At 39.1% G+C, this 23,101-nt stretch carries 22 protein-coding genes; 16 read left to right on the top strand and 6 right to left on the bottom strand.

Features of this window, described 5'->3' with window-relative positions; translation table 11 throughout:
* Nucleotides 1–134 precede the first annotated feature (134 nt).
* From F4V44_RS01930 to F4V44_RS01870, 13 genes are all read left to right on the top strand, one after another.
* Nucleotides 135–1,265: a trans-sulfuration enzyme family protein gene (locus F4V44_RS01930; protein WP_150438296.1), complete on the top strand. Its 1,131-nt coding sequence runs from the start codon at nt 135–137 to the stop codon at nt 1,263–1,265.
* Nucleotides 1,266–1,436: 171 nt separating this feature from the next.
* Nucleotides 1,437–1,781, top strand: a complete 345-nt coding sequence (locus F4V44_RS01925; RefSeq protein WP_150438295.1) for a lmo0954 family membrane protein — start codon at nt 1,437–1,439, stop codon at nt 1,779–1,781.
* 85 nt (nt 1,782–1,866) lie between these two features.
* Nucleotides 1,867–2,529, top strand: coding sequence for a PspA/IM30 family protein (locus F4V44_RS01920; protein ID WP_150438294.1), 663 nt, complete (start codon nt 1,867–1,869; stop codon nt 2,527–2,529).
* 255 nt (nt 2,530–2,784) lie between these two features.
* Complete coding sequence (gene liaF / locus F4V44_RS01915) at nt 2,785–3,525, top strand: cell wall-active antibiotics response protein LiaF (RefSeq protein WP_191090522.1); 741 nt, start codon at nt 2,785–2,787, stop codon at nt 3,523–3,525.
* On the top strand, nt 3,522–4,562 hold the full coding sequence (locus tag F4V44_RS01910) for a sensor histidine kinase (protein ID WP_150438292.1): 1,041 nt from the start codon (nt 3,522–3,524) through the stop codon (nt 4,560–4,562). The genes liaF and F4V44_RS01910 overlap by 4 nt, the downstream gene beginning before the upstream one ends.
* Nucleotides 4,555–5,187: a response regulator transcription factor gene (locus tag F4V44_RS01905; protein ID WP_150438291.1), complete on the top strand. Its 633-nt coding sequence runs from the start codon at nt 4,555–4,557 to the stop codon at nt 5,185–5,187. The genes F4V44_RS01910 and F4V44_RS01905 overlap by 8 nt, the downstream gene beginning before the upstream one ends.
* A 292-nt stretch (nt 5,188–5,479) precedes the next feature.
* The gene (gene nirB / locus F4V44_RS01900) at nt 5,480–7,903 is read left to right on the top strand and encodes a nitrite reductase large subunit NirB (RefSeq protein ID WP_150438290.1); all 2,424 of its coding nucleotides are present in this window, start codon (nt 5,480–5,482) and stop codon (nt 7,901–7,903) included.
* A gap of 52 nt (nt 7,904–7,955) precedes the next feature.
* Nucleotides 7,956–8,267 (top strand): nitrite reductase small subunit NirD, encoded by a 312-nt coding sequence (gene nirD, locus F4V44_RS01895; RefSeq protein ID WP_150438289.1) that lies wholly within the window; start codon nt 7,956–7,958, stop codon nt 8,265–8,267.
* Nucleotides 8,268–8,372: 105 nt separating this feature from the next.
* Nucleotides 8,373–9,824 carry a uroporphyrinogen-III C-methyltransferase gene (gene cobA, locus F4V44_RS01890; RefSeq protein WP_150438288.1) on the top strand — a complete coding sequence of 484 codons (1,452 nt, stop codon included), beginning with the start codon at nt 8,373–8,375 and terminating at the stop codon, nt 9,822–9,824.
* A 17-nt stretch (nt 9,825–9,841) separates the two neighbouring features.
* Nucleotides 9,842–10,462 carry an NAD(P)-binding protein gene (locus F4V44_RS01885; RefSeq protein ID WP_150438287.1) on the top strand — a complete coding sequence of 207 codons (621 nt, stop codon included), beginning with the start codon at nt 9,842–9,844 and terminating at the stop codon, nt 10,460–10,462.
* A 182-nt stretch (nt 10,463–10,644) separates the two neighbouring features.
* Nucleotides 10,645–11,976: an oligosaccharide flippase family protein gene (locus F4V44_RS01880; protein ID WP_150438286.1), complete on the top strand. Its 1,332-nt coding sequence runs from the start codon at nt 10,645–10,647 to the stop codon at nt 11,974–11,976.
* 99 nt (nt 11,977–12,075) lie between these two features.
* Nucleotides 12,076–12,615, top strand: coding sequence for an RNA polymerase sigma factor (locus tag F4V44_RS01875; protein WP_223881754.1), 540 nt, complete (start codon nt 12,076–12,078; stop codon nt 12,613–12,615).
* Between the two features lie 123 nt (nt 12,616–12,738).
* Nucleotides 12,739–13,251: an acyl-CoA thioesterase gene (locus F4V44_RS01870; protein ID WP_150438284.1), complete on the top strand. Its 513-nt coding sequence runs from the start codon at nt 12,739–12,741 to the stop codon at nt 13,249–13,251.
* A 45-nt stretch (nt 13,252–13,296) separates the two neighbouring features.
* Here F4V44_RS01870 and mscL read toward each other — a convergent pair whose 3' ends face one another.
* The 5 genes from mscL to F4V44_RS01845 form a co-directional block, all read right to left on the bottom strand.
* The gene (mscL, locus tag F4V44_RS01865) at nt 13,297–13,704 is read right to left on the bottom strand and encodes a large conductance mechanosensitive channel protein MscL (RefSeq protein WP_150438283.1); all 408 of its coding nucleotides are present in this window, start codon (nt 13,702–13,704) and stop codon (nt 13,297–13,299) included.
* 145 nt (nt 13,705–13,849) lie between these two features.
* The gene (locus F4V44_RS01860; protein ID WP_150438282.1) at nt 13,850–14,122 is read right to left on the bottom strand and encodes an acylphosphatase; all 273 of its coding nucleotides are present in this window, start codon (nt 14,120–14,122) and stop codon (nt 13,850–13,852) included.
* A gap of 115 nt (nt 14,123–14,237) precedes the next feature.
* Nucleotides 14,238–15,470 (bottom strand): aminopeptidase, encoded by a 1,233-nt coding sequence (locus F4V44_RS01855; RefSeq protein WP_150438281.1) that lies wholly within the window; start codon nt 15,468–15,470, stop codon nt 14,238–14,240.
* Nucleotides 15,471–15,603: 133 nt separating this feature from the next.
* Nucleotides 15,604–16,800: a M20 family metallopeptidase gene (locus F4V44_RS01850; protein WP_150438326.1), complete on the bottom strand. Its 1,197-nt coding sequence runs from the start codon at nt 16,798–16,800 to the stop codon at nt 15,604–15,606.
* A 35-nt stretch (nt 16,801–16,835) separates the two neighbouring features.
* Nucleotides 16,836–18,284 (bottom strand): MFS transporter, encoded by a 1,449-nt coding sequence (locus tag F4V44_RS01845; protein WP_150438280.1) that lies wholly within the window; start codon nt 18,282–18,284, stop codon nt 16,836–16,838.
* A 370-nt stretch (nt 18,285–18,654) separates the two neighbouring features.
* Here F4V44_RS01845 and F4V44_RS01840 point away from each other — a divergent pair, with 370 nt between their 5' ends.
* Nucleotides 18,655–20,844: a DNA topoisomerase III gene (locus tag F4V44_RS01840; protein WP_150438279.1), complete on the top strand. Its 2,190-nt coding sequence runs from the start codon at nt 18,655–18,657 to the stop codon at nt 20,842–20,844.
* Nucleotides 20,845–20,929: 85 nt separating this feature from the next.
* Here the strand turns inward: F4V44_RS01840 and F4V44_RS27150 are convergent, their stop codons facing one another.
* Nucleotides 20,930–21,091 carry a hypothetical protein gene (locus F4V44_RS27150; protein WP_191090521.1) on the bottom strand — a complete coding sequence of 54 codons (162 nt, stop codon included), beginning with the start codon at nt 21,089–21,091 and terminating at the stop codon, nt 20,930–20,932.
* Between the two features lie 405 nt (nt 21,092–21,496).
* On the opposite strand from F4V44_RS27150, the gene motA reads away from it, so the two are divergent.
* Nucleotides 21,497–22,294: a flagellar motor stator protein MotA gene (motA, locus tag F4V44_RS01835; protein ID WP_150438278.1), complete on the top strand. Its 798-nt coding sequence runs from the start codon at nt 21,497–21,499 to the stop codon at nt 22,292–22,294.
* Nucleotides 22,281–23,072: a flagellar motor protein MotB gene (motB, locus tag F4V44_RS01830; protein WP_150438277.1), complete on the top strand. Its 792-nt coding sequence runs from the start codon at nt 22,281–22,283 to the stop codon at nt 23,070–23,072. Before motA ends, motB begins: the two co-directional genes overlap by 14 nt.
* The last annotated feature ends 29 nt before the right edge of the window (nt 23,073–23,101 follow it).

Here is a 23,101-nt window from a genome sequence, read left to right as displayed (position 1 = left end):
TAGGGGTGTCAAATGAGACACTCGTTTTTAATCTGAATGTTAGAGTCAAGGAAGAACCTTCTTTAAATTAGTGATAGAATAAATAAAGATCAGATAAAAGAGAATGATTTTACAATAGGAAGGTAGTCGAAATCGTGAAGTTTGAAACGAAAATCTTACATCCAATAAAGAAACAAAATCGAAACATTAAGAGTAAAATTACGCCAATCTACCAAACGTCAGCTTTTACCTTTAATGATTTGGATGAGCTAGAGGGTTACTACCAGGGGAATGGGAATTACTTGTATTCTCGTGTAAGTAATCCGAATACTGATGAGCTAGGTGAAGCCGTTGCCAGATTAGAGGAGGCGCAGGCTGGAATTGCCTCATCTTCCGGCTTATCGGCCATACTTGCAGGGGTGTTGGCTGTTGTTAAAAACGGCGATCATATTGTGGCTGCAGATGATCTTTACGGCGGAAGCTTTCATTTAATCTCAGGAGAATTAGCAGATTTAGGTGTTGAAGTAACTGTTGTGCCTTTTTCAGATGTGAAGAAAGTAGAAGCGGCCATTCAAGATAACACAAAGCTGCTTTATACAGAATCGATTACGAACCCGATGTTAAGGGTGGAGGATATTGATGCTGTTGTAGGATTAGCAAAGAAATATGGTTTGACAACGTTAGTCGATAATACCTTTGCTACCCCATATCATTGCAAGCCATATACGAAAGGTATTGATTTAGTTGTACACAGTGCAACAAAATATATAGGTGGACATAGTGATGTAACTGCGGGTGTATTGGTTGGAAATGCAGCGTTAATTGAAAAAGCTGCGGCTAAGGTTGCTAATCTCGGTACAAATCTCAGTCCTTTTGAAGCTTGGCTGACATGCAGAGGCATTAAAACGTTAGCACTTAGGATGAAGGAGCAGTCTTCCAACGCAAAAAAGTTAGCTGAAGCGCTTCGCAGTCATTCATTAGTAAAGCATGTCTATTATCCCTTTGAGCACGGGGAAAATGGGTTTGGTGCCATCGTTACGATTGAACTTCAGGAAACGGTTGACATTAATGAATTTTTCCGCGGGTTATCATGGGTAAAAATTGCGCCAACGTTGGCAGGGGTTCAAACCATTGTCACTCATCCTTTAACCACTTCACACAGGGCGTTGCCAAAGGAAGCGCAGGAAGAACTGGGGATAACGATGGGACTCGTCCGTATCTCTGTTGGAATTGAAGCGGCTGATGATATTATTAATATATTTACACAGGCATTGGGAAAAGCTTAATAAACACATAAATTTGTCACTTGAAACTAAGGAGAAATCCTTAGTTTTTTTCTATTCGAAAAAGGTCTGAACTCGTCTCAGCCTCAAGACCTACTTGAAAATACATTTCGAGTTCGTTATAGGAAGTTCGTGAAAAAGGTAAGATGTAATCAAGAAAGGAGGCAACAAAACATGAAAAAATTTGGGTTGCTTTTAGCTGGAGGTATCGCAGCAATTGTGTTACTGCATAATATTGGACCGATGGTAGGGTTGGTGATTAGTTTAGCGATTTTCTACTTTGTCGTCAAACAATTTTTAAAAACAGATTCTATCTTAATGAAAATTGGCTGGGGTATTCTTGGATTCGTTGCTTTAATGGCATCAGCCTCAAATGTCCCTGCTATTCTAGGAATTGCAGCTGCATATGTGCTATACGTTGTATATAAAAATTGGAATAAACCAAAAGACATCATTGAAGAAAGTGATGACCCATTTGTCAATTTCGAAAAGCAATGGTCACAGTTAAATAAATATTAAACAAAACAGACTCTGATGCTTTAATCAGACAGTATCCATTCCTATCCAATTGTAAAACAACTATAATTAAAGGAGAGAATAAAAAATGGCAAATTTATTTACCCGTTTTAAAAATACGATTATGGCAGATTTACATGAAGCGATTGATCATAAGGAGCAAAAAAATCCAATCGCGTTGTTAAATCATTATTTACGTCAATGTGAGCAGGAAACTGAAAAGGTCCGTAAGCTTTTGGAAAGACAGTATCGCTTAAAAGACGAATTTAACCGTGAATATCAACATGCCGCTGAGATGGCATCTAAACGTAAACATCAAGCAGAAGTTGCTTCCCAGGCAGGTGAAATGGAATTATACCAATTTGCTTCCAATGAACAGCAGCATTTTGAGGAGCGTGCAGCCCGCATACATGACTTGATGGTTCAAGCAAATACTCAGCTTTCAGACTTAGAGCAAAAATATGAGCTAATGAAGCACAAGCTTAAGGATATGAATATCCGCCGTCTAGAATTAATGGGAAGGGAAAATGTAACGCGTGCCCAGCACAAAATGAATCAGGTTCTTGATAATCAAGCGTATTCTACTAACTCCTATTCTCGTTTTCAGGAAATCGAAACATACCTTGATCGCTTAGAGCAAGATGTGAATCGTTCGTACTATCAAAACACAATCGATGAAAGAATTGCTCAATTAGAAAAGCAAAATCAGGCATTGAAGCTAGATAAAGAAGAAACAAGTTCAATTTCATAATGGAAACTGTTATGCTAAAAAGGCGCAGGCTTCTGCGCCTTTTTAGGAATAGAATGGCTCATTTAAAGATTTTATGAAAAGCGTTCTTCGCTTTTCTATTTGTCTAGTTGCGGCTCCTAGGGACTCGGATCATAAGCCAATCACTTCGGAAGGCAAAGAGCGCCTTCTGTCAGTGCTTGTCTTATGCCTGTCGTCCCTGGACAGTCGCCTCCACATTTCATTTTTCCTATCATAACAAGAAGGGAGGAATACGGTTTGCTGCAAAAATTAAAAAGTGACTATCTCAGCTGGATTGTCTTAATTGGTGCCTTTTTTGTTTTATTAGATGTATTTTTCTTTAACCGTGGTTTAATTTTCTCCCTTATTGTTGCGATAGGAATGGTGTATATCGGGAGAAAAAGGACGCCGAAAAAGACCGGTACACTTCTTTTTTGGGCAGGAATTTTTCTGCTTTTTGTGAATGTCATTAATATGATGGCCGTTAAGTTTTTCCTGCTCGCACTGCTTTGTTTTCTTATTTTTCAGTATGCGAATCGAAAGCAGAAGCTGAACACAATCATTCCGATGATTCATGAACAAAATGAAGATGCCGGCTTTCATGGTCAAACGATTATAAAGGAACAGACGCTCTTTCAAAACCGCTTATTTGGCCATCAACAAACACCTGATCATGTGTATGAATGGCATGACGTGAATATACAGTGTGGTGTGGGTGATAGTTTGATTGATCTAAGCAATACGGTTTTGCCTAAAGGCGAGTCCATCATCTTTATCCGAAACATTATGGGGAAAGTAACGGTTCTCATTCCATATGATGTAGAGGTAAGTATTCAACATTCGGTTCTTTTTGGATCAGCGAGGATTTTAGATTTCTACGAAACCTCTTTAATTAATCGTTTAATAAAAGTGGAAACGGGTAATTATGAACAAACAGACCAGAAGGTGAAAATCTTCACTTCAATGATGATTGGTGATATTGAGGTGAAACGTGTATGAGTATCATTTTACGACATGTTCTCATCGGTACATGCCTGTCCTTATTGATTTTTATCTTTGTGGCGGGTGAAACCTTTACTGTTTTTCCACTATTAAACTTAAGTGATCTTTGGGAAAAAGAAGTCTTGGATATTCCCTATATATTATTTGTTCCAAGCGTCAGCATGGTGATTGGTATTGTATTTGGTACTTTTTCAGGGCTTTTTTGGAAAAAGCAGCTGCAGTCTATTGATGAAAAGCTCCATCTGATTGAGGAAGGAAGACCATTAGAAAAGGAACGTTCTGCATCTTCAGCTGAATTAGCATCCATAACAAAGCGGATGAGTAAAATTCAAAAACAAATGGCCGAACAGGCAAAAGTATCACAAAGGTTAGCAACTGAGGCTGCAGAAGAGCAGGAAAGCCGAATTCAAGAAATTATTTCTCAGGAACGCAACCGCCTTGCCCGTGAATTGCATGATTCGGTCAGCCAGCAGCTGTTTGGCGCTTCGATGCTGATGTCTGCCATTAATGAAGGAAAGACAAACGAGGATGACCGTGAAACAAAGCAGCTGAAAATAGTAGAGGAAATGATTCATCAATCACAGCTCGAGATGAGGGCTTTGCTTCTGCATTTACGTCCTGTGGCATTAAAAGGAAAATCGCTTCAGGAAGGAATAGAAGAACTACTTATTGAATTAACTCAAAAAGTGAGTATGAACATAAAATGGAAAATAGAAGATTTTACAGTAGAAAAGGGTGTTGAGGACCACTTATTTCGAATTTTACAAGAATCCGTTTCCAATACGCTTCGCCATGCAAAAGCCAGTGGCCTTGAGGTACTGCTGATTCGAAGAGATGGATTTATTATTTTAAGAGTGTCTGATGATGGTATTGGGTTCGATATTGATGAAGACAAGGCTGGCTCCTACGGTTTGCAGAATATGCATGACCGGGCTGTTGAAATTGGAGGCAATTTAAAAATCGTCTCGTTAAAACAGAAAGGGACTCGACTTGAAGTCAAAATTCCTGTAATTGAAGGTGAGGATAATGATTAGAGTATTGTTTGTGGATGATCATGAAATGGTAAGGATTGGAGTTTCATCCTATTTGGCTGCCCAGCCTGATATGGAAGTGGTTGGGGAAGCGGATAATGGAAAAACAGCGATTGAACTGGCACTCTCTCTTAAACCGGATATTATCTTAATGGATTTAGTGATGAAGGAAATGGACGGAATAGAGGCAACAAGGCAGATTATTGCCAAATGGCCGGAAGCGAAAGTTATTATTGTTACAAGTTTTTTAGATGACGAAAAGGTTTATCCTGCCCTTGAAGCAGGTGCTACAAGCTATATGCTGAAAACATCTAAAGCAAGTGAGATTGCTAATGCTGTCCGCTCTACATACAGTGGTCAATCCATTCTAGAACCAGAAGTAACCGGGAAAATGATGATGAAAATGCGGCAGAAAAATCACTATGAACCTCATGAGGATTTAACAAGCAGGGAAATGGAAATTCTTCTCCTCATGACGGAAGGGAAAAGTAACCAAGAAATTGCAGACGAGCTTTTTATCGCTTTAAAAACTGTCAAGACCCATGTAAGTAATATTCTCAGCAAACTTCAAGTACAGGACCGGACACAAGCTGTCATCTATGCGTTTAAACATTCTCTTGTTAAATAAAGGGCTGCCATTAGGGCAGTCTTTTTTATTCATTGGCTATGTTTATTTCTCACGGATGGTTCAAAAATCTTATCAACATGATTCGTTAATATAGCCTACTAATTAAAATCCATTGAAATTTTCTATAGATTATGTCTCATTTTTGAATACAATTTGGCATATTTGTGAACATGTGAACAAATGTAGAAAAGTGTGACGAACCTCACAAATTTTTTAAGGAGAAAACCATTAATATATAAACATAAAGAAAATATTGTGATTAAGTGAGCAAATTAAATAGGAGGTTGTAACAATGAATAAGAAATTAGTGATGATTGGTAACGGTATGGCAGGAATTAGAACATTAGAGGAGCTTCTAAAACTAGCTCCAAATACGTATGAAATAACTGTATTTGGGAAAGAACCTCATCCGAATTATAACCGGATTCAATTATCTACTGTTCTTCAAGGTGATACAACCATTAATGATATTATTATGAATGATTGGAACTGGTATAGTGACAACGGCATTACGCTTTATACCAATGAAGAAGTTGTGAAAATAGATACAGTAAATAAACAAGTAGTTTCAGATCAAGGGCGGGTAAGTCATTATGATGAATTAATTATTGCTACTGGTTCAAACTCATTTATATTGCCAATCCCTGGTGCAGAAAAATTAGGTGTTACTGGTTTCCGTGATATTAAGGATTGCGAAACAATGATTGAAACAGCCAAAATACATAAGAAAGCTGTTGTTATTGGCGGAGGATTATTGGGTCTTGAAGCAGCTCGCGGCTTATTAAATCTTGGCATGGAAGTGGATGTTGTTCATTTAATGCCCTATTTAATGGAAAGACAGCTAGATCCTGTTGCTTCAAAGATGCTTGAAAAAGAGCTGGAAGCACAAGGCATGAATTTCCTAATGGAAAAAGCAACAGCTGAAATACTTGGTGATGAACGAGTAACAGGACTTCGCTTTCAGGATGGCACGACTGTATCAGCAGACCTGGTTGTCATGGCGGTCGGGATTAAACCAAACGTTAGTCTCGCAAAAGAAAGTGGGATAAGGGTTAACCGCGGAATCATGGTAAATGATTTTATGGAAACAAGTGTGGCAAATGTGTATGCAGTAGGAGAATGTGCTGAGCATCGTGAAATCGTCTACGGATTAGTTGCACCATTATATGAACAAGGAAAGGTACTGGCCGAATTCTTGGCAGGGAAAATGCCTGAGCCATACCAAGGTTCTGTTGTTGGCACACAATTAAAGGTAGCTGGCGTTGATTTATTTTCAGCTGGTGAAATTATGGATGACGACTCAACAAAGGCAATTAAAGTCCATAATGAATTTGACGGCGTGTACAAAAAAGTATTAATTCGGGATAATCATATCGCAGGTGTCGTTCTTTATGGTGATACAAAGGACAGCACCCGATTATTCCGTATGCTGAATAAAAAAGAAGATATCAGCGGCTTAACAAGTGTTTCTATTCTGTCCTCAGGCTGTGAAGGGCATGCATCCAACGATGTAGCGACAATGGCTGATGATGATCTTGTCTGTGGCTGTAATGGCGTTTCAAAGGGTACGATTGTCAATGCCATTCAAGCGAATGGCCTAACAACAGTGGAAGAAGTGGGAAGCTGTACAAATGCAGGCCGTTCCTGCGGGCGCTGTAAGTCGCTTATTTCTGATATTTTAGCTTATACGCTTGGTGATAATTATGATAAATCTGCGAAGAAAGCCGGCATTTGCGGCTGTACACATTTAAGCAGAGATGAAGTAGTGGCTGAAATCAAAGAAAAAGGCTTAACAAGCGTCAAAGAAGTAATGAATGTTCTAGGCTGGAGAAATGACGAAGGCTGCTCCAAATGCCGTCCGGCCATTAACTATTATCTTGGAATGATAAATATTGAAAATCATCAGGATGATCGTGATTCTCGTCTTGTTAATGAGAAGATGCATGCTAATATTCAAAAAGATGGCACGTATACTGTCGTTCCAAGAATGTATGGCGGTGTCACAAGTGCGAAGGATTTGAAAACAATTGCTGAAGCAGCAGAAAAGTATGATGTGCCGCTAGTAAAATTAACAGGCGGTCAGCGAATTGGTTTATTTGGAGTGAAGAAGGAAGACCTTCCAAATATTTGGGCAGACCTTGGAATGCCTTCAGGATATGCATACGGTAAAACACTTAGAACAGTCAAAACATGTGTTGGTGCGAAATTCTGCCGTTATGGTACACAGGATTCAATGGGACTAGGTATTGAATTGGAGAAGAAGTTCGAACGCTTGGACACACCGCATAAGGTGAAAATGGGTGTATCCGGTTGTCCACGTAACTGTGCAGAAGCAGGAATTAAAGATATCGGCTTTGTCGGCGTTGACGGCGGATGGGAAATATATGTCGGCGGTAATGGAGGAACGGACCTTCGTGCTGGTGATTTACTAGGCAAGGTGGAGACGGAAGCAGAAGTAATGGAACTTACTGGTGCTTACCTGCAATACTATCGCGAAACGGCAGAGTACTTAGAGCGTACATCTAAATGGCTTGAACGTGTAGGGCTGGACCATATCAAAGAAGTGCTGGCTGATGGAGACACACGAAAAGCATTAAATGAGCGTATGGATAAAACACTCCAACGATATATTGAACCATGGCAAGAAGCGATTCAAAGCAAAGAAATTTTAGACAAGTATTACTCAAAGCAGGAAGTGGCTGTTCCGGTAAGATAATAATCGAAGTGAAAGAATGACAAAATATAAGTAATAAGGTGGACAAAAGACTATGACGAATAAAATTGAACTAGCAAATTATTCCACTCTTCCAGAAAGAATAGGTCAGGTATTCTCAATTGCTGGAAAGGAAATTGTTCTTTTTAAACTAACAAATGGTGATGTGCGTGCGATTGAAAACCGCAGTCCGCATCCAAAGGGCGGTACGCTCTCAGACGGTTTAGTAAGTGGAGAATATGTATTCTGCCCTATATATGACTGGAAAATCTCGCTTAAGGATGGACAGGTTCAAGCACCTGATACTGGTCAGGTAAACGTTTATCCTTTAGAAGTTTCTGATGACAAAGTTTATATTATTGTATAATGTAAAAGGAGTATAAAAGAGTAGTGCCTGACACCACAAAAAGACAGTTGTCTTTTTGTGGTGTCAGGCACCTTTGTATCATTGTTTTTGGAAGGATGACCGTATATGAACAAAGGAAAAGTGTTTTTAGTTGGCGCAGGACCGGGAGATATCGGGTTAATTACGGTAAAAGGGTTAGATGCGATTAAACAGGCAGAGGTTATTTTATATGACCGTCTGGCAAATCCGAAATTATTAGATTTCGCGCCATTTGGCTGTGAACTTATCTATTGCGGCAAACTGCCTGATCGTCATACATTAAGGCAGGAAGGGATTAATAGCCTTTTAGTCGATAAAGCATTGGAAGGAAAAAGGGTTGTCCGTTTAAAAGGAGGCGATCCCGGTGTTTTTGGACGTGTGGGTGAAGAAGCTGAGGCCTTAGCGAACGCAGGCATTGAATTTGAAATGGTTCCGGGGATATCTTCGGGAATGGCTGCACCGCTTTATGCCGGGATTCCAGTTACGCATAGACAATTTGGTGAAACGTTTGCAGTGGTGACCGCTCACGATCAATCAAAAGAGGGGAAGCCTGTTCTTGATTGGAAAGCACTCGCCAGCGGAATTGATACCATTGCTTTTTATATGGGAGTAAAAAACCTTCCTTATATTTGCCAATGCTTGATAGAGCATGGCAAATCACCGGAGACCCCAGTTATTCTTATTCAATGGGGTACTTTTAGCAGACAAAAGACATTAGAAGGAACGCTGGAAACAATCGCAGAATTAGCAGAAAAGCAGAAATTTAGCAATCCTGCGATTACGCTTGTTGGAGAAATTGTTTCATTGCGTAATAAAATTAACTGGTTTGAGAAAAAGCCGTTATTTGGACGTCAAATATTACTTGCTAGAACAGGCTTTCAATCAAGTGGACTAGCACAGGCCTTGACAGAACAAGGGGCAGATGTGGTTGAATTTCCTAAATGGAAAAATGCAGAAATACCTGTAAACTATGATATTTTAGAAAAACTTGCTCATTACGAAGAAATCTTGTTTACTTCGGTTGAAAGTGTAGAAGAGTTTTTTCAGCTTTTGAAGAAGGAACAAATCGATATTCGCAGTTTATCGGCTGATATATATGGATTATCAAAGAAAACGGCCACCGCCTTGCAGGAGCGCGGTTTACTGGCTGATATCACCGATCATCTCTTTCAAAAAGAAACTCTTCTTGTTGTAGGTGACAGCCGGGTGGCCCATAAATATAGAAATTGTGATTTGTTAATCACAAGTGAAAAAGTAGTGGATGCGGCGTATTTACCGATTTTACAAAGAATACTTACCGAGGCTAGACCAGATAGTATCGTATTCCCAAGTGCGCAATCCGTCAAAATGTTTTTCGAAGAGGAATTGGTTGTACAGCTTTTTCCAGAGGAATTCCTGAAGGATGTAAAGGTCATTTGCATGGGAGAAAAGTCGGCTATGGCAGCACAGTTTTACGGAGCAGAGCCGAATGCAACAGCAGAAACACCGACACGAGAAGCTTTAATAGATACCATCAAAGGTTTGTCCATAAATGGATAAAAATCGCAGGTGATTAGATGAATTACTATCCAATTTATCTCAATTTGATGGATAAAAGGGCTGTAGTAATTGGTGGAGGAAAGGTGGCTGAACGGAAGATACAAGGACTGATGGAAGCAAGAGCTTTAATCACAGTTGTCAGTCCTGAGCTGACAGAGAAACTTCATCAATACTATAAGGCTGGCAATATTACCTGGAAGAAAAAGACCTTTTCTGCTGAAGACATTAAGGACGCTTTTTTAATTATTGCAGCTGCAAATGATCCTGAAGTAAGTTTTGCTGTGAAAAAGGCAGCTGCACCAAACCAATTATTGAATCTTGCCGATAATCCGGAGGAATCAAACTTTATTCTTCCATCTGTATATAAGCAAGGGAAGCTGAGCATGACAGTCTCTACTTCTGGTGCAAGCCCGACCCTTGCAAAAAAGATTAAACAGAATCTTGCCAGTCAATATGGCCCGGAATACAGGGATTATGTAGATTTTTTATATGATTGCCGGAAATGGATTCTACAGGAAATAACGGATTCAAAATTAAAAAAGTACTTATTATCGGCTATTACTGAACGAGAATTTGTAACAAGCACAAACCGACAAAAGGACTTCAAGGATTTGTTGGATAAGTGGAACCAATCATAAAACGGTGCCTGACACCCTAAAAGGACAATGGTCTTTTTAGGGTGTCAGGCACCGTTTTTATTAATATCCTGAGAACTTGTCTCATATGCTGTAAAGAATACAAGTTTGAACTTATAAGTCTGCACTCTTACAAACAGGTGTAGTGTATTTCATATTTTGGAGTCAGATTAAAGGAGCGTTATATGAATTCATTTTTTAAAGGAACTCTTTTACTAATTGCTGCAGCCTGTATCGGGGAAGTTGTAGAATTTATTATTAATATGGTATTGGCAAGGGAGCTTGGTGAAAAAGGACTCGGTATGTATATGGCTATCCTTCCAACTGTATTTTTAATTGTGCTTCTCGCCAGCTTTGAAATGCCTGTCTCTATTTCAAAGTTTATTGCTGAACGGGACCAAAGAATTCATCACAGTATGTTAAGTCATGTCCTTAAATGGACCATTATTATGACTGCTATTCTAATGGTAGTGGTGTCAATCGTTCTTCCATTCATTCCTGCTTTTGATCAATATCACCCCATTTTCAGGTGGTTGGTCCTGATTCTCGTTCCCATTATTTCATTTACTTCGATTGCCAGAGGTTATTTTATGGGAAAATCTGATATGGGGAAGATTGCCCTTGCTAATTTTCTGCGTAAGTTAGTGCAGCTTCTCTTGCTAGTCTATTTATTCCATCTATTCGATTTTGAACTCAGTTCCGCAGTGCTTATTGCCTTTTGTACACTTGTCGGCAGTGACTTGGTTGTATTTTTATATTTGTTTCACGTCTTCATGATTCAATATAATTATATGAAAAAACAGCCTTCTAAAAGGCTGCATAGTAAAGTGGTTATGAAAAATTTAATGGAAGTTTCGGTTCCAACAACTGCCTTACGGGTATTTCATGCTTTTACTTCTGCATTGGAGCCGTTCTTAATTACAGGGGCGCTCTTTTATGCGGGTGTCAGTAAGGGTTTAGCGACAGAGCAGTTTGGAATGGTAGCAGGGATTGCGATGGTCATTGGTTCTTTTCCTACGTTCATTTCACATTCATTAATGATTATGCTAATTCCAACGATCTCTAAGGCAAATGCAGAGAGAAATATCTTCTATCTGCAAAAGCTGCTAAAGCAGGTCATGCTTGGGACTTTTGCCTATGGAATTCCAGCTGTTCTAATATGTTACTTTTTTGCCGAAGAATTAACTACTACATTCTTCCACTCTGAAGGTTCTGCACGATATTTGCAGTTGTTATGGCCATGCTTTCTCTTCCGTTTTTTTATCATGCCGCTTCAGGCTTATTTAATTGGTCTCGGACTCATGAAGGAAGCATTTCTTCATGCGGTTTGGGCAACGATAACAGCGTTTGTGATTATCTATTTTCTTGGCTCGAAAGAAAGTTTCCAAATGGATGGCGTCATCATTGGTATTAATGCTGAAGCGATTTTATTGATGCTGCTGCATTATGTAGCTGTTTGTAAGAAAATTGGCGTTTCCGTCTTCATGCTGCCGCTTAATCGGGTCAAATCTTCATGAAAATTTATTTTCTAAGCAGGAAGGAACGAAGGGTATTCTGTCTAATATAAAATATAAGCTAGACAAAAGACCAGTTTAGGAGGCGAAAATATTAATCCGATGCTTACCCAGCCTGTTGTCGATTCTGTTAAAGAGATAACTTTTGATGAAATTGTTCGTGAATACGGATTAAGTGTTTTTAGATATTTATACTCAATCGTTGGACATAGGGAGTTAGCAGAGGATTTGTATCAAGAAGTTTTACTTTCAGCCTATATGGGCTTTTCAGCTTTACAAGACAAAGCAAAAGTAAAAAGCTGGTTATGTAAAATTGCTATGAATAAATGCCGTGATTATTGGCGGAAAGAAATGTCAGCTAAAACGTTTTGGGAAGAAAAGGTTCATTTGTATTGTAAACTTGAATTTTATGAGCCTCCAGCTCCAGAGGAAAGATTGCTCCGCAAATATGCAAAAGAAGAACTTGTAAAGGCAGTTTGCGAGCTGCCGGAACGATATCGGGAGCCGCTTTTTTTATTTTATTTCAGCGGAAGATCATTGGCAGAAATTAGTGAATATACGAGGCTTCCGTTATCGACTGTAAAGACAAGAATGAAACGGGCAAAAGACCAGCTGCGAAATAAAGTCAATAGTTTACTATAAGCACACCACCTATCGATCTTTGACAGGTGGTTCTTTTTCTCTTAGTATTTTCCAATATTTTATAAACCTTCAAAGTTTGGTATGATTGGATAAAACAGTTATGAACAAAAAAGGAGTACGAATATGGAAAATAAGAAATATTGCCGGGAGTCATTGGCTGTTAAAACAAGTCTTGTTTCACCTCCGGATACAAACATACATGGAACCATGTTTGGCGGAAAACTGATGGCGTACATTGACGACATAGCTGCAATAGCCGCTATGCGCCATGCTCGAAAGTCTTGCGTGACTGCATCTAGTGATTCAGTTGATTTTCTTCATCCAATAAATGAAGGGAATTCAGTTTGTTTAGAAGCTTATGTTACATACACGGGACGAACATCTATGGAAGTGTTTGTAAAGGTAGTATCAGAAAACATACTTACTGGTGAGCGGCATGTGTGTGCCATTTCTTTTTTAACATTTGTTGCTTTAGATGAAAATGGAAAACCTACTGAAGTTCCACAAGTTGTTCCCCAAACGGAAGAAGAAAAGCTTTTACACGAGACCGCAAAGGAACGTCAGGAAATTCGTAAAAAGCGAAGAAAAGACAGTGCAGAACGTGCGAAGATATTTGGATCATCATATCCTTGGTAATTAAATAAGACCAATAAAAAGGGAATCCTTTATTGGTCTTATTTTCTATTCGTTTTTCCCTTCTGTACGAGAAATAGCCGTTTGATTTTCTTTTAATAAATCACGTATTTCAGCTAATAATTCTTCCGTTTTATTAATGACAGCAGCAGCTTCGGCCGTCTCTTCCTTTTTCTTAAAGCGGCTTAAGAAACGGATAAAAAGGAAAATGGAAAGAGAAATGATTAAAAAATCAACAACTGTTTGTAAAAATGCCCCATATTTAATCGTGGCATCCAAGAAGGTATATTCTTGTTTTGAAAAATCTATCCCCCCTAGTAAAATACCCACTAAGGGCATGATTAAGTCGTTTACTAGTGAAGTGACAATTTTCCCGAAGGCGCCGCCAATAATAACCCCAACGGCTAAATCTAATACATTTCCCTTTAACGCGAATTTTTTGAACTCAGACCACATATCATGAATCTCCTTTTTCTAAAGTAGTATTATCATTGATGGAATAAGCCTGTGATGTGTAATAAATTTCTACAGATATCACAGGCTTCTTATAGGCAATCGTTTGATTATCTGCTGAGGTTCATTGGTTCTGAAATATTTCCAGTTAGTACTTAATTGTAAATGAATTGAAGTTTTCAGATGCTTCACTTTCAGTTATTTTCATATCACTGATTTTAGAAAAGGGGTTTCCAATACGAAGTTCCTCTACAAAAGGATCAAGCTGGTCCTTACTCCCTACAGCTGTAATTTCAACTGAACCGTCCGCTAAATTTTTTGCCCAACCTGTTACCCCATATTGGACAGCTTTCATTTGTGAAAAGTAACGATAGCCTACGCCCTGTACTTTTCCAGATACAATAATATGCAACTGGATCATTCTTACCCCTCCGGTTTACTTTTACGCTCTTACTATTATCCTCCCATAGATCGACATATCTTGCAATATATTGCTTGTTTTTTTCCTATTATAATAATAGAAATGAATAAATCGCTTAAAAAGCCCAGTTACCGTTTCTAAATACAGCTTCTGTTTTTCCATCAGTCGTAATGCCATCAATATTCATTTGTTCTGAACCAATCATAAAATCAACATGTGTGATACTGTGGTTTAAGCCATTCTCCTGCAATTCTTCCTGTGACATGGTTTTCCCGCCTTCAAGACAAAAAGCATAGGCGCTGCCGATGGCCAAATGGTTCGAAGCATTTTCATCAAATAATGTATTAAAAAATAGGATATTTGATTCTGAAATAGGTGAGTGATAAGGAACAAGCGCCACTTCTCCTAAGTAATGGGACCCTTCATCAGTAGCGACAAGCTGTTTTAGAATCTCTTCCCCTTCTTTTGCTTTCACGTCAATAATTTTTCCATTCTCAAAGGTCAGCGTAAATTCATCAATAATGTTTCCGCCATAGCTTAATGGTTTAGTACTTGAAACCGTACCATTCACACCTGTTTTGACCGGAACGGTAAATACCTCTTCTGTCGGCATATTCGCCATAAATTCAAAGCCTTTTTCATTAATGCTTCCAGCTCCGCACCATATATGTTTTTCAGGAAGCTCAATGGTTAAATCGGTTCCAGGCGCAGTATAGTGAAGTTTCTTGTATTTTTTGGCATTTAGATAGTCTACTTTTGTATGTAATGTTTCATCATGGTGTTTCCAGGCAGCAATAGGGTCTTCTGTATCAGCCCGTACGGTTCTAAAGATGGCATCCCAAAGTTTTTCCACTCTTGTTTCCTCAGGTTCATTCGGGAATACCATATCTGCCCAGCCTTGGGACGGTGCAGCAATAACAGTCCAACTGATTTTATCTGATTGAACGTATTGACGGTACTGTTTAAGGGCTGTTCCGGCAGCCTTTTGGTAATTAGCGATTCTTTCCGGGTTCACACCTTTTAATAAGGCAGGACTGGAAGATAGGATGGACATGAAAGCTGCTCCGCTTTCAGCAAGTGCTGTCTGCTCTTTAGCACGAAATTCTGGATATTCTAAGAAAACCTCATTCGGTGCCATGTCATATTTTAATCTGGATATAACATCATCGCTCCAATTGACAATGACATCCTTTGCCCCGGTTTCATATGCCTTTTTAACAATCAATCGTACAAATTCTCTAGAATCTAAATTGGCATTGATGACAAGTGTCTGTCCTTTTTGGATATTAACACCAACTTTAACTGCCAGTTCTGCATACTTTTCTAACTTTTGTTGGAATTCACTCATCTAATCCAGCTCCCTTACTATTAATATGGTTACCTTCATTGTAGCCTTTCTACTCTCTAAAATAAAATAAGAAGGCTAACGAATAACAGAAAAAAGACTGAACGGTTAAACCAATCAGTCTATAGACAGTCTATTAAGCTTCGCTGTCATCAGAGTACGAAGCTACAACAGCAGCCATTGCTTTCGCACTAATGATAAGGCTTTTTTCATTGATATCAAATTTGGGATGATGGTGCGGGTACGCTTCACCTGACTCAGGAATAGCACCGACATAGAAGAAACATCCTGGTACTTTTTGAAGGTAGTAAGCAAAATCTTCAGAAGGCGGCTGCGGCGGTGTTTCTAATACGGATTCGACTTCTGGTATGGCTGCTTGTTCAAGCGCTTTCCGTACATGTTCAGTTACTTCCGGATCATTATAGAGGACAGGATAGTCATTGTGATATTCAAATATAGATTTTACACCATATGATTTTTCCAGCCCTTCCGAAAACGCGCGCACCTCTGTTTCTACGAGTTCTCGAGTCTCAGGAGACATGGTTCGAACATCCCCTTCGATGGTAACGGAATCTTTAATGACATTAAATGAACCTTTTCCATCAAAATTACCAATTGTAATCGAAGCCATATCAAATGGGTTGATACGGCGGCTGACGATGGTTTGTAAATTCATGACGAAGGAACAGGCTGCCACGATCGCATCATTTGCTAAATGCGGTGATGATCCATGCCCGCCTCTGCCTTGAACAACTAATTTAAAATAGGATCTTCCTGTTTGCGTATTCCCGCTTCTGTAATAAATATGACCGGTTTTCATATTGCTCATGACGTGAATGCCAATGATTGCATCAACGCCATTAAGAACACCTGCTTTAATCATCCCAATTGCCCCGCCGGGAGGAGTTTCTTCTGCTGGTTGATGAATCACTCGAACCGTCCCTTTTAATTGCTCTTTGTACTCAGCTAATGTTTCAGCTAACACCAACATATAGGCGGTATGTCCATCATGACCGCAGGCATGCATCACGCCTTCGTTTTTTGAGGCAAATGGCAGCCCTGTTTCTTCTTTAATGGGTAAGGCGTCAAAATCAGCTCGTATCGCAATCGTTTTTCCTGGCTTCGAACCTTTAATGGTTACAACGATGCCACGCTCTCCACCAAAGTTTGTCTCAACTGAATCAACAGGGACCTCTTTATAAAAGTCGGCAATATATTTTGCTGTTTCTTCTTCTTGAAAGGAAAGTTCCGGATGTTCATGAAGATAGCGGCGAATGTCAATAATCCGGTCTTTTTTTTCATCAATTTTTTTCATTAATTCATCTAATAACATCATTGGACACTCCCTGCTTTTATTCGGAATGAATTCTAATGACTAGGCTCTGGCTCTCTTTGACTAGAAGTTGGGGTCCGTCGTTGTCCTGAAACCTCTTTCGTTTTTATTTTTCCTTCATCTCTAGGAACCATCATCATAATGGAAAGTATCGAAAGAATGCCGAATATTACATTAGTAATAATCCCAGCTGTTGCAGCTGTTTCTAGGCTTGCAATGGTAGAAATTGAACTATATATCGTAGCTGAAATGGCAACCCCGAATGCCCCGCCAAGTGAACTTGCCATTTTGTAAATCCCGGCAGCTTCTCCAACCTTGTTTGAAGGTGCATTAGATACTGATGTATCTGTCGACGGAGTGGCATAAATTCCTAGTCCAAGACCAAATAAAGCAAACCCGATAAAAACAACAACGGTATAAGCAAAGTCAGCTAAGAAAGTCAATCCCATCATGGCTACACCAACCGTTGCAATGAGAGCGCCCCAAATCATCGGTGATTTCGCACCTGCTTTTTGTAAAATTTTCTCTCCAACACGAATCATGGCTAACACGGCGACTAAATAACCTAACGATAACATTCCTGATTGAAATGCATTAAATCCTCTGCCAACTTGGACATAAGTGTTTGCCACAACAAGAGTACCCGCAATCGCGTTTAACAAAAAATTAGAGAAAGTGGCACCAGAATAGGGTTTATTTTTAAATAAAGAAAAGTCAATAAGGACAATTTCTTTGCTTTTTTCCACTTTGAAGAAAACAATTGCTCCAATAATTGTCACAACGGCAAGGGCGATTGTAATCAAGCTTGTCCAGCCTAAATCCGCACCGAAATTAATAAAGATATTTAATGCGAGCATGGTGATGATGAATATAACTAAACCAGCGTAATCGAATTTAAAAGCACCAGTAGATTCGCCTTTACTCTCCGGAGTATCTTTAATCAGCCATATACCGAGTAAAGAGAAGATAATGGAAAAGATGAAAATCCATTTCCATCCTAAATAAGTGGCAATCGCACCACCTGCAAAGGAAGCAACGCCTGATCCACCCCAAGACCCAATAGACCAGAAACTAAGGGCTCGCTGACGTTCGGCGCCTTCAAAATAAGCCTTCATTAAAGCAATGGTTGCAGGCATAATACATGCTGCTGAAAGCCCTTGAATGACACGGCCGATGATGAGCAGTACCGATCCTTGTGCTAAGACAAGGCAAAGAGAGCCGATAATACTTAAGATTAATCCGATATTTGTCATTTTTTTTCGGCCAATTTTATCTGCTAATCCGCCGGCAGCCACGATAAACATTCCTGAGAATAACGCCGTTAAACTTATTGCAATATTTAAGGTGCCAAGTGAAATTCCTAAATCCTTCTGAACCGCAGGAACAACATTGACCATTGCTTGAGCAAAGAGCCAAAATGTGATAACCCCGAACACAATACCAGTAATCATCTTATTCGTACCTTTATAATTTGTTGTTTCCATCGTTAGCCTCCAAGTTGATGAATTAGGTAATAAATTGTGTTAATATTTATCAGTTATCCATGTGATAAAACGACTTATTAAAAGTGTTTGAATAATACTTACCTACTATTCCTAGGAATCTTTGGAGTAACTGAATCCATTGCGGTCATATGTTATACTTTAATTTCATTCAGCATTTATCTTCCACTTTTAAAGTTAATGGATGGATACAAAAAGCTCTCCGATTCATTGGAGGTTCAAACCCCTGCTGAATAAAATTAAGCCTCCGGCGGATGTCTCGGATTTTTATCGAGCGAGCTCGATAAAAATCCGGACACAAATTCGAGGGGCGAATTTGATTTTACTGGAAATTTGAAAGGATGTTTTAACAATGGCAAAAAGTGTGGTAATTGCTGAAAAACCTTCTGTTGCACGTGATATTGCACGAGTACTAAATTGTAATAAAAAAGGCAATGGTTATCTTGAAGGTGATAAATATATCGTTACGTGGGCGCTGGGACACCTCGTTACACTTGCTGACCCGGAAAGCTATGATGTGAAATATAAAACATGGAAATTAGAAGATCTTCCTATGCTGCCGGAGCATTTGAAGTTGACAGTTATTAAGCAGACAGGAAAACAGTTTCAATCCGTGAAAAGCCAGCTGATTAGAAAGGATGTCAATGAAATTATTGTGGCTACGGACGCAGGCAGAGAGGGAGAATTAGTCGCACGCTGGATTATTGATAAAGCAAAGGTTACGAAACCGATTAAACGGCTTTGGATTTCCTCTGTAACCGATAAAGCGATTAAAGACGGATTTAGAAGCTTGAAGCCTGGTAAAGCCTATGATAATTTATATGCCTCAGCTGTCGCTCGTTCAGAAGCTGACTGGTATATTGGTCTTAATGCAACACGTGCATTAACGACCCGCTTTAATGCCCAGTTAAACTGCGGTCGTGTCCAAACACCGACTCTTGCTATTATTGCCGCACGCGAGGAAGAAATCAAACATTTTAAGGCTCAGAATTATTATGGCATTGAAGCTCAAACAACGGACAAATTAAAGCTGACCTGGCAGGATGCAAAGGGTAACAGCCGCAGCTTTGATAAGGAGAAAATCGAGAACAAGGTTAAAAAACTGGGCAAACAAAATGCTGTTGTTACGGAAATTGAGAAAAAGGCTAAGAAGTCTTTTTCTCCAGGTCTTTATGACTTAACAGAGCTGCAGCGGGATGCGAATAAAATTTTTGGTTATTCAGCAAAGGAAACGTTAAACATTATGCAAAAGCTGTACGAGCAGCATAAAGTGTTAACCTATCCACGTACGGATTCCCGTTATCTCTCTTCTGACATTGTTGGAACGCTTCCAGAGCGTTTGAAAGCGTGCGGAGCAGGAGAATATCGTCCGTTAGCTAATAAAATCTTAAAAAAGCCGATAAAAACTTCAAAAGCCTTCGTTGATGACAGCAAAGTGTCAGATCACCATGCCATTATCCCGACAGAAGGTTATGTAAACTTTTCAGCCTTTACTGATAAAGAGCGTAAAATTTATGACTTGGTTGTAAAAAGATTTTTGGCTGTGTTATTTCCGCCTTTTGAATATGAGCAATTAACGCTTCGTGCAAAAATTGGAGATGAGAACTTTGTTGCAAGAGGCAAAACGATTCTATCAGCCGGATGGAAAGAGGTTTATGATAATCGCTTTGAGGATGAAGATTCGGTAGACGATTTGAAAGAACAGATTTTACCCCATATTGAAAAGGGAGATCTATTAACCATTCAACTAATCGCACAAACAACGGGTCAAACAAAGCCGCCGGCACATTTTAATGAGGCGACATTACTTTCTGCAATGGAAAACCCTGTGAAGTATATGGAAGCAGGGGATAAACAATTAGCTGATACGTTAAAATCAACCGGCGGATTAGGTACGGTTGCTACCCGTGCAGATATTATTGAAAAGCTATTCAATTCGTTCTTAATCGAAAAGCGCGGCAAAGATATTCATATAACTTCTAAAGGGCGCCAATTATTAGATCTAGTACCTGAAGAACTGAAATCTCCTGCACTCACTGCCCAGTGGGAACAGAAGCTTGAACAGATTGCTTATGGAAAGTTAAAAAAAGAAGTATTTATTGGTCAAATGAAAAACTATACAAAAGAAATCGTTGCTGAAATAAAATCCAGCAATAAAAAATACAAACATGATAACATTTCAACTAAAAATTGCCCAGATTGTGGAAAACCAATGCTTGAAGTGAACGGTAAAAAAGGGAAAATGCTCGTATGTCAAGACCGTGAATGCGGGCACCGTAAAAACGTCTCACGTGTCACAAATGCAAGATGTCCACAATGCCACAAAAAATTAGAACTTCGCGGTGAAGGGGAAGGGCAAATCTTTGCATGTAAATGCGGGCATCGTGAAAAACTATCTGCTTTCCAGGCGCGCCGTGAAAAGGACTCTCGTGGAAAAGTAGATAAACGTACGGTACAAAAGTATTTAAAAAACCAGCAGAAAAATGAAGAACCTTTAAATAATGCTTTAGCAGAGGCATTAAAGGGATTAAAGTTTGATTAACAAATAAAAAAGACGAGTCCTGCACTGCTGGTCAGCAGAGAAGGACTCGTCCTTTTTAGATATATAATTTCAGGTTTATTTTGCGTTATTGAGTTTCTTCAGGATCTAACCGGTTTTTAAAGGCTTCTTGAGTAACAATAAGCTCTTCGTCTTCTTGAGCTTCTGTTGTATGTCTTTCAACTAGGTGTTCTGGAAATTTTCCAGGATGATTTTTCTTTTTGTGATCAAAACTTTTGCCGCGTCCCATTATTGCACACTCCTTTCTGATTCTTCGATAGTTTTTGTTGGTAAAACAATATTTATTCTATTGAAAATGAAGGGAGGATGATAAAAGTTTAAATCGTGAAATTTTTCACAAAAAGTCCATAGATTTTTTAACTCCAACATTATATAATAAAAATGTTCAAATATTCACATGATAAATGTTTGAACCCCTCCCCCTAATTATTAGTTGAATAGAAAACAACCCTAAGGTGATGCTCTTGCCCCAAGAGCATCATTTTTTTTATACTCTTCAATTAAAATCATGATTAATTCTGCAAAATCTAAAATAGCTTTACATTTTTTCTATCAATTTTAAAAAGTATCTAAAGAAGTTTCAAGTTTTGTCGAAATAAATAGTAACGATAATAGTATGAGATAGGTGAGATAGATGGATTTAGCTACAATAGTTGGAATTATATTAGGAATCATTGCAATCGGGGTTGGGATGGTATTAAAGGGAGTAGCTATATCTGCGTTGGCTAATCCGGCCGCGTTCCTGATTATCATTTTGGGAACCATTGCATCAGTTGTCATCGCCTTTCCGATGGCAGAAATAAAAAGAATTCCCAAGTTGTTTGGAATTCTTTTTACTGAGAAAAAGACAGCTAGTTACACCGATTTAATTCAGTCGTTTTCTGATTTAGCCCAACTGGCTAGAAAGGAAGGGCTGCTCGCTCTTGAGACAAAGATAAATGAGGTGGACGACCCCTTCTTAAAAAATGGATTATCACTTGCAGTTGACGGTCAATCAGCTGATTATATCCGTGATGTGCTGACGGAGGAAATAGAAGCAATGGAGGAAAGGCATGAATCCGGAGCTTTAATATTTTCTCAGGCAGGGACATATGCCCCTACTCTTGGCGTATTAGGAGCTGTAATAGGCTTGATTGCCGCGCTAGGAAATATGAAAGATACGGATGCATTAGGTCATGCCATTGCTGCAGCCTTTATTGCAACCATGATTGGGATTTTCACCGGATATGTGTTATGGCACCCATTTTCCAATAAATTAAAAAGAAAGTCAAAAATTGAGTCACAGCAAAAATATATGATGATTGAGGGGATTTTATCTATTTTGGAAGGAGAGGCGCCAAGAGTCATAGAACAAAAGCTGGCTTCCTATCTTCCTGCAGGTGAAAGAAGAAAATTTCTTGAAGGCAGTGTGAATAATAATGAGCAGACGTAAAAAAAAGAAAAAAAAAGGCGAGGAACATATTGATGAATCGTGGCTTCTTCCATACTCTGATTTACAAACCTTGCTAGTCGCTTTATTTATTGTTCTATTTGCAAGCAGTACAGTTAGTGAGCAAAAGCTCATCGTTTTTTCTCAAGCTTTTAGCAGTGAATTGTTAACCGGAGGTACAGGAGTTTTCGACTATCCTGGTCCAATTCCTACTAAGGATCGGGGCTTAACCGAAGTAGATGATAAAAATCAATCTCAGGAGCAAGTTCCAGAGGACGTGGAGGAAACAGATGAACAACGAGCTGAACATGAGCGACTGGAGGCCATTCAAGATAAAGTTAATTCCTATATAGAAGAAAATGGGCTGGGAGAGCAGTTAGACACTTCATTAACCGTAGCTGGGTTATCTGTTAGAATTAGAGATAATGTTCTCTTTGACTCAGGAGTTGCAGAAGTCCGAGCAGAAAATATTAGTATCGCCAATGAAATTTCGAAATTATTGGAGATGGACGTGCCAAGAAGTGTAATTGTAAGCGGCCATACAGACAATGTACCAATCAAAAATGCTCGCTTTGATTCAAACTGGGAACTAAGCGTTATGCGAGCTGTTAATTTTATGAAGCTAATGCTGGAAAATCCAAACCTTAATCCGCAGCTATTTAGTGCAAAAGGATATGGAGAGTTCCAGCCTATTGCAGCAAATGATACAGCAGAAGGCAGAGCTCAAAATAGGCGTGTTGAAATATTAATCCTGCCAAGAAGCGATGAAACTATTCAATGATGAAAGAGAGGGTGCTGAATCCTCTCTTT

Source organism: Niallia endozanthoxylica (genome assembly GCF_008710145.1).
Lineage (GTDB): Bacteria > Bacillota > Bacilli > Bacillales > Cytobacillaceae > Bacillus_BD > Bacillus_BD endozanthoxylica.
This window is presented reverse-complemented; position numbering and strand designations above follow the sequence as displayed.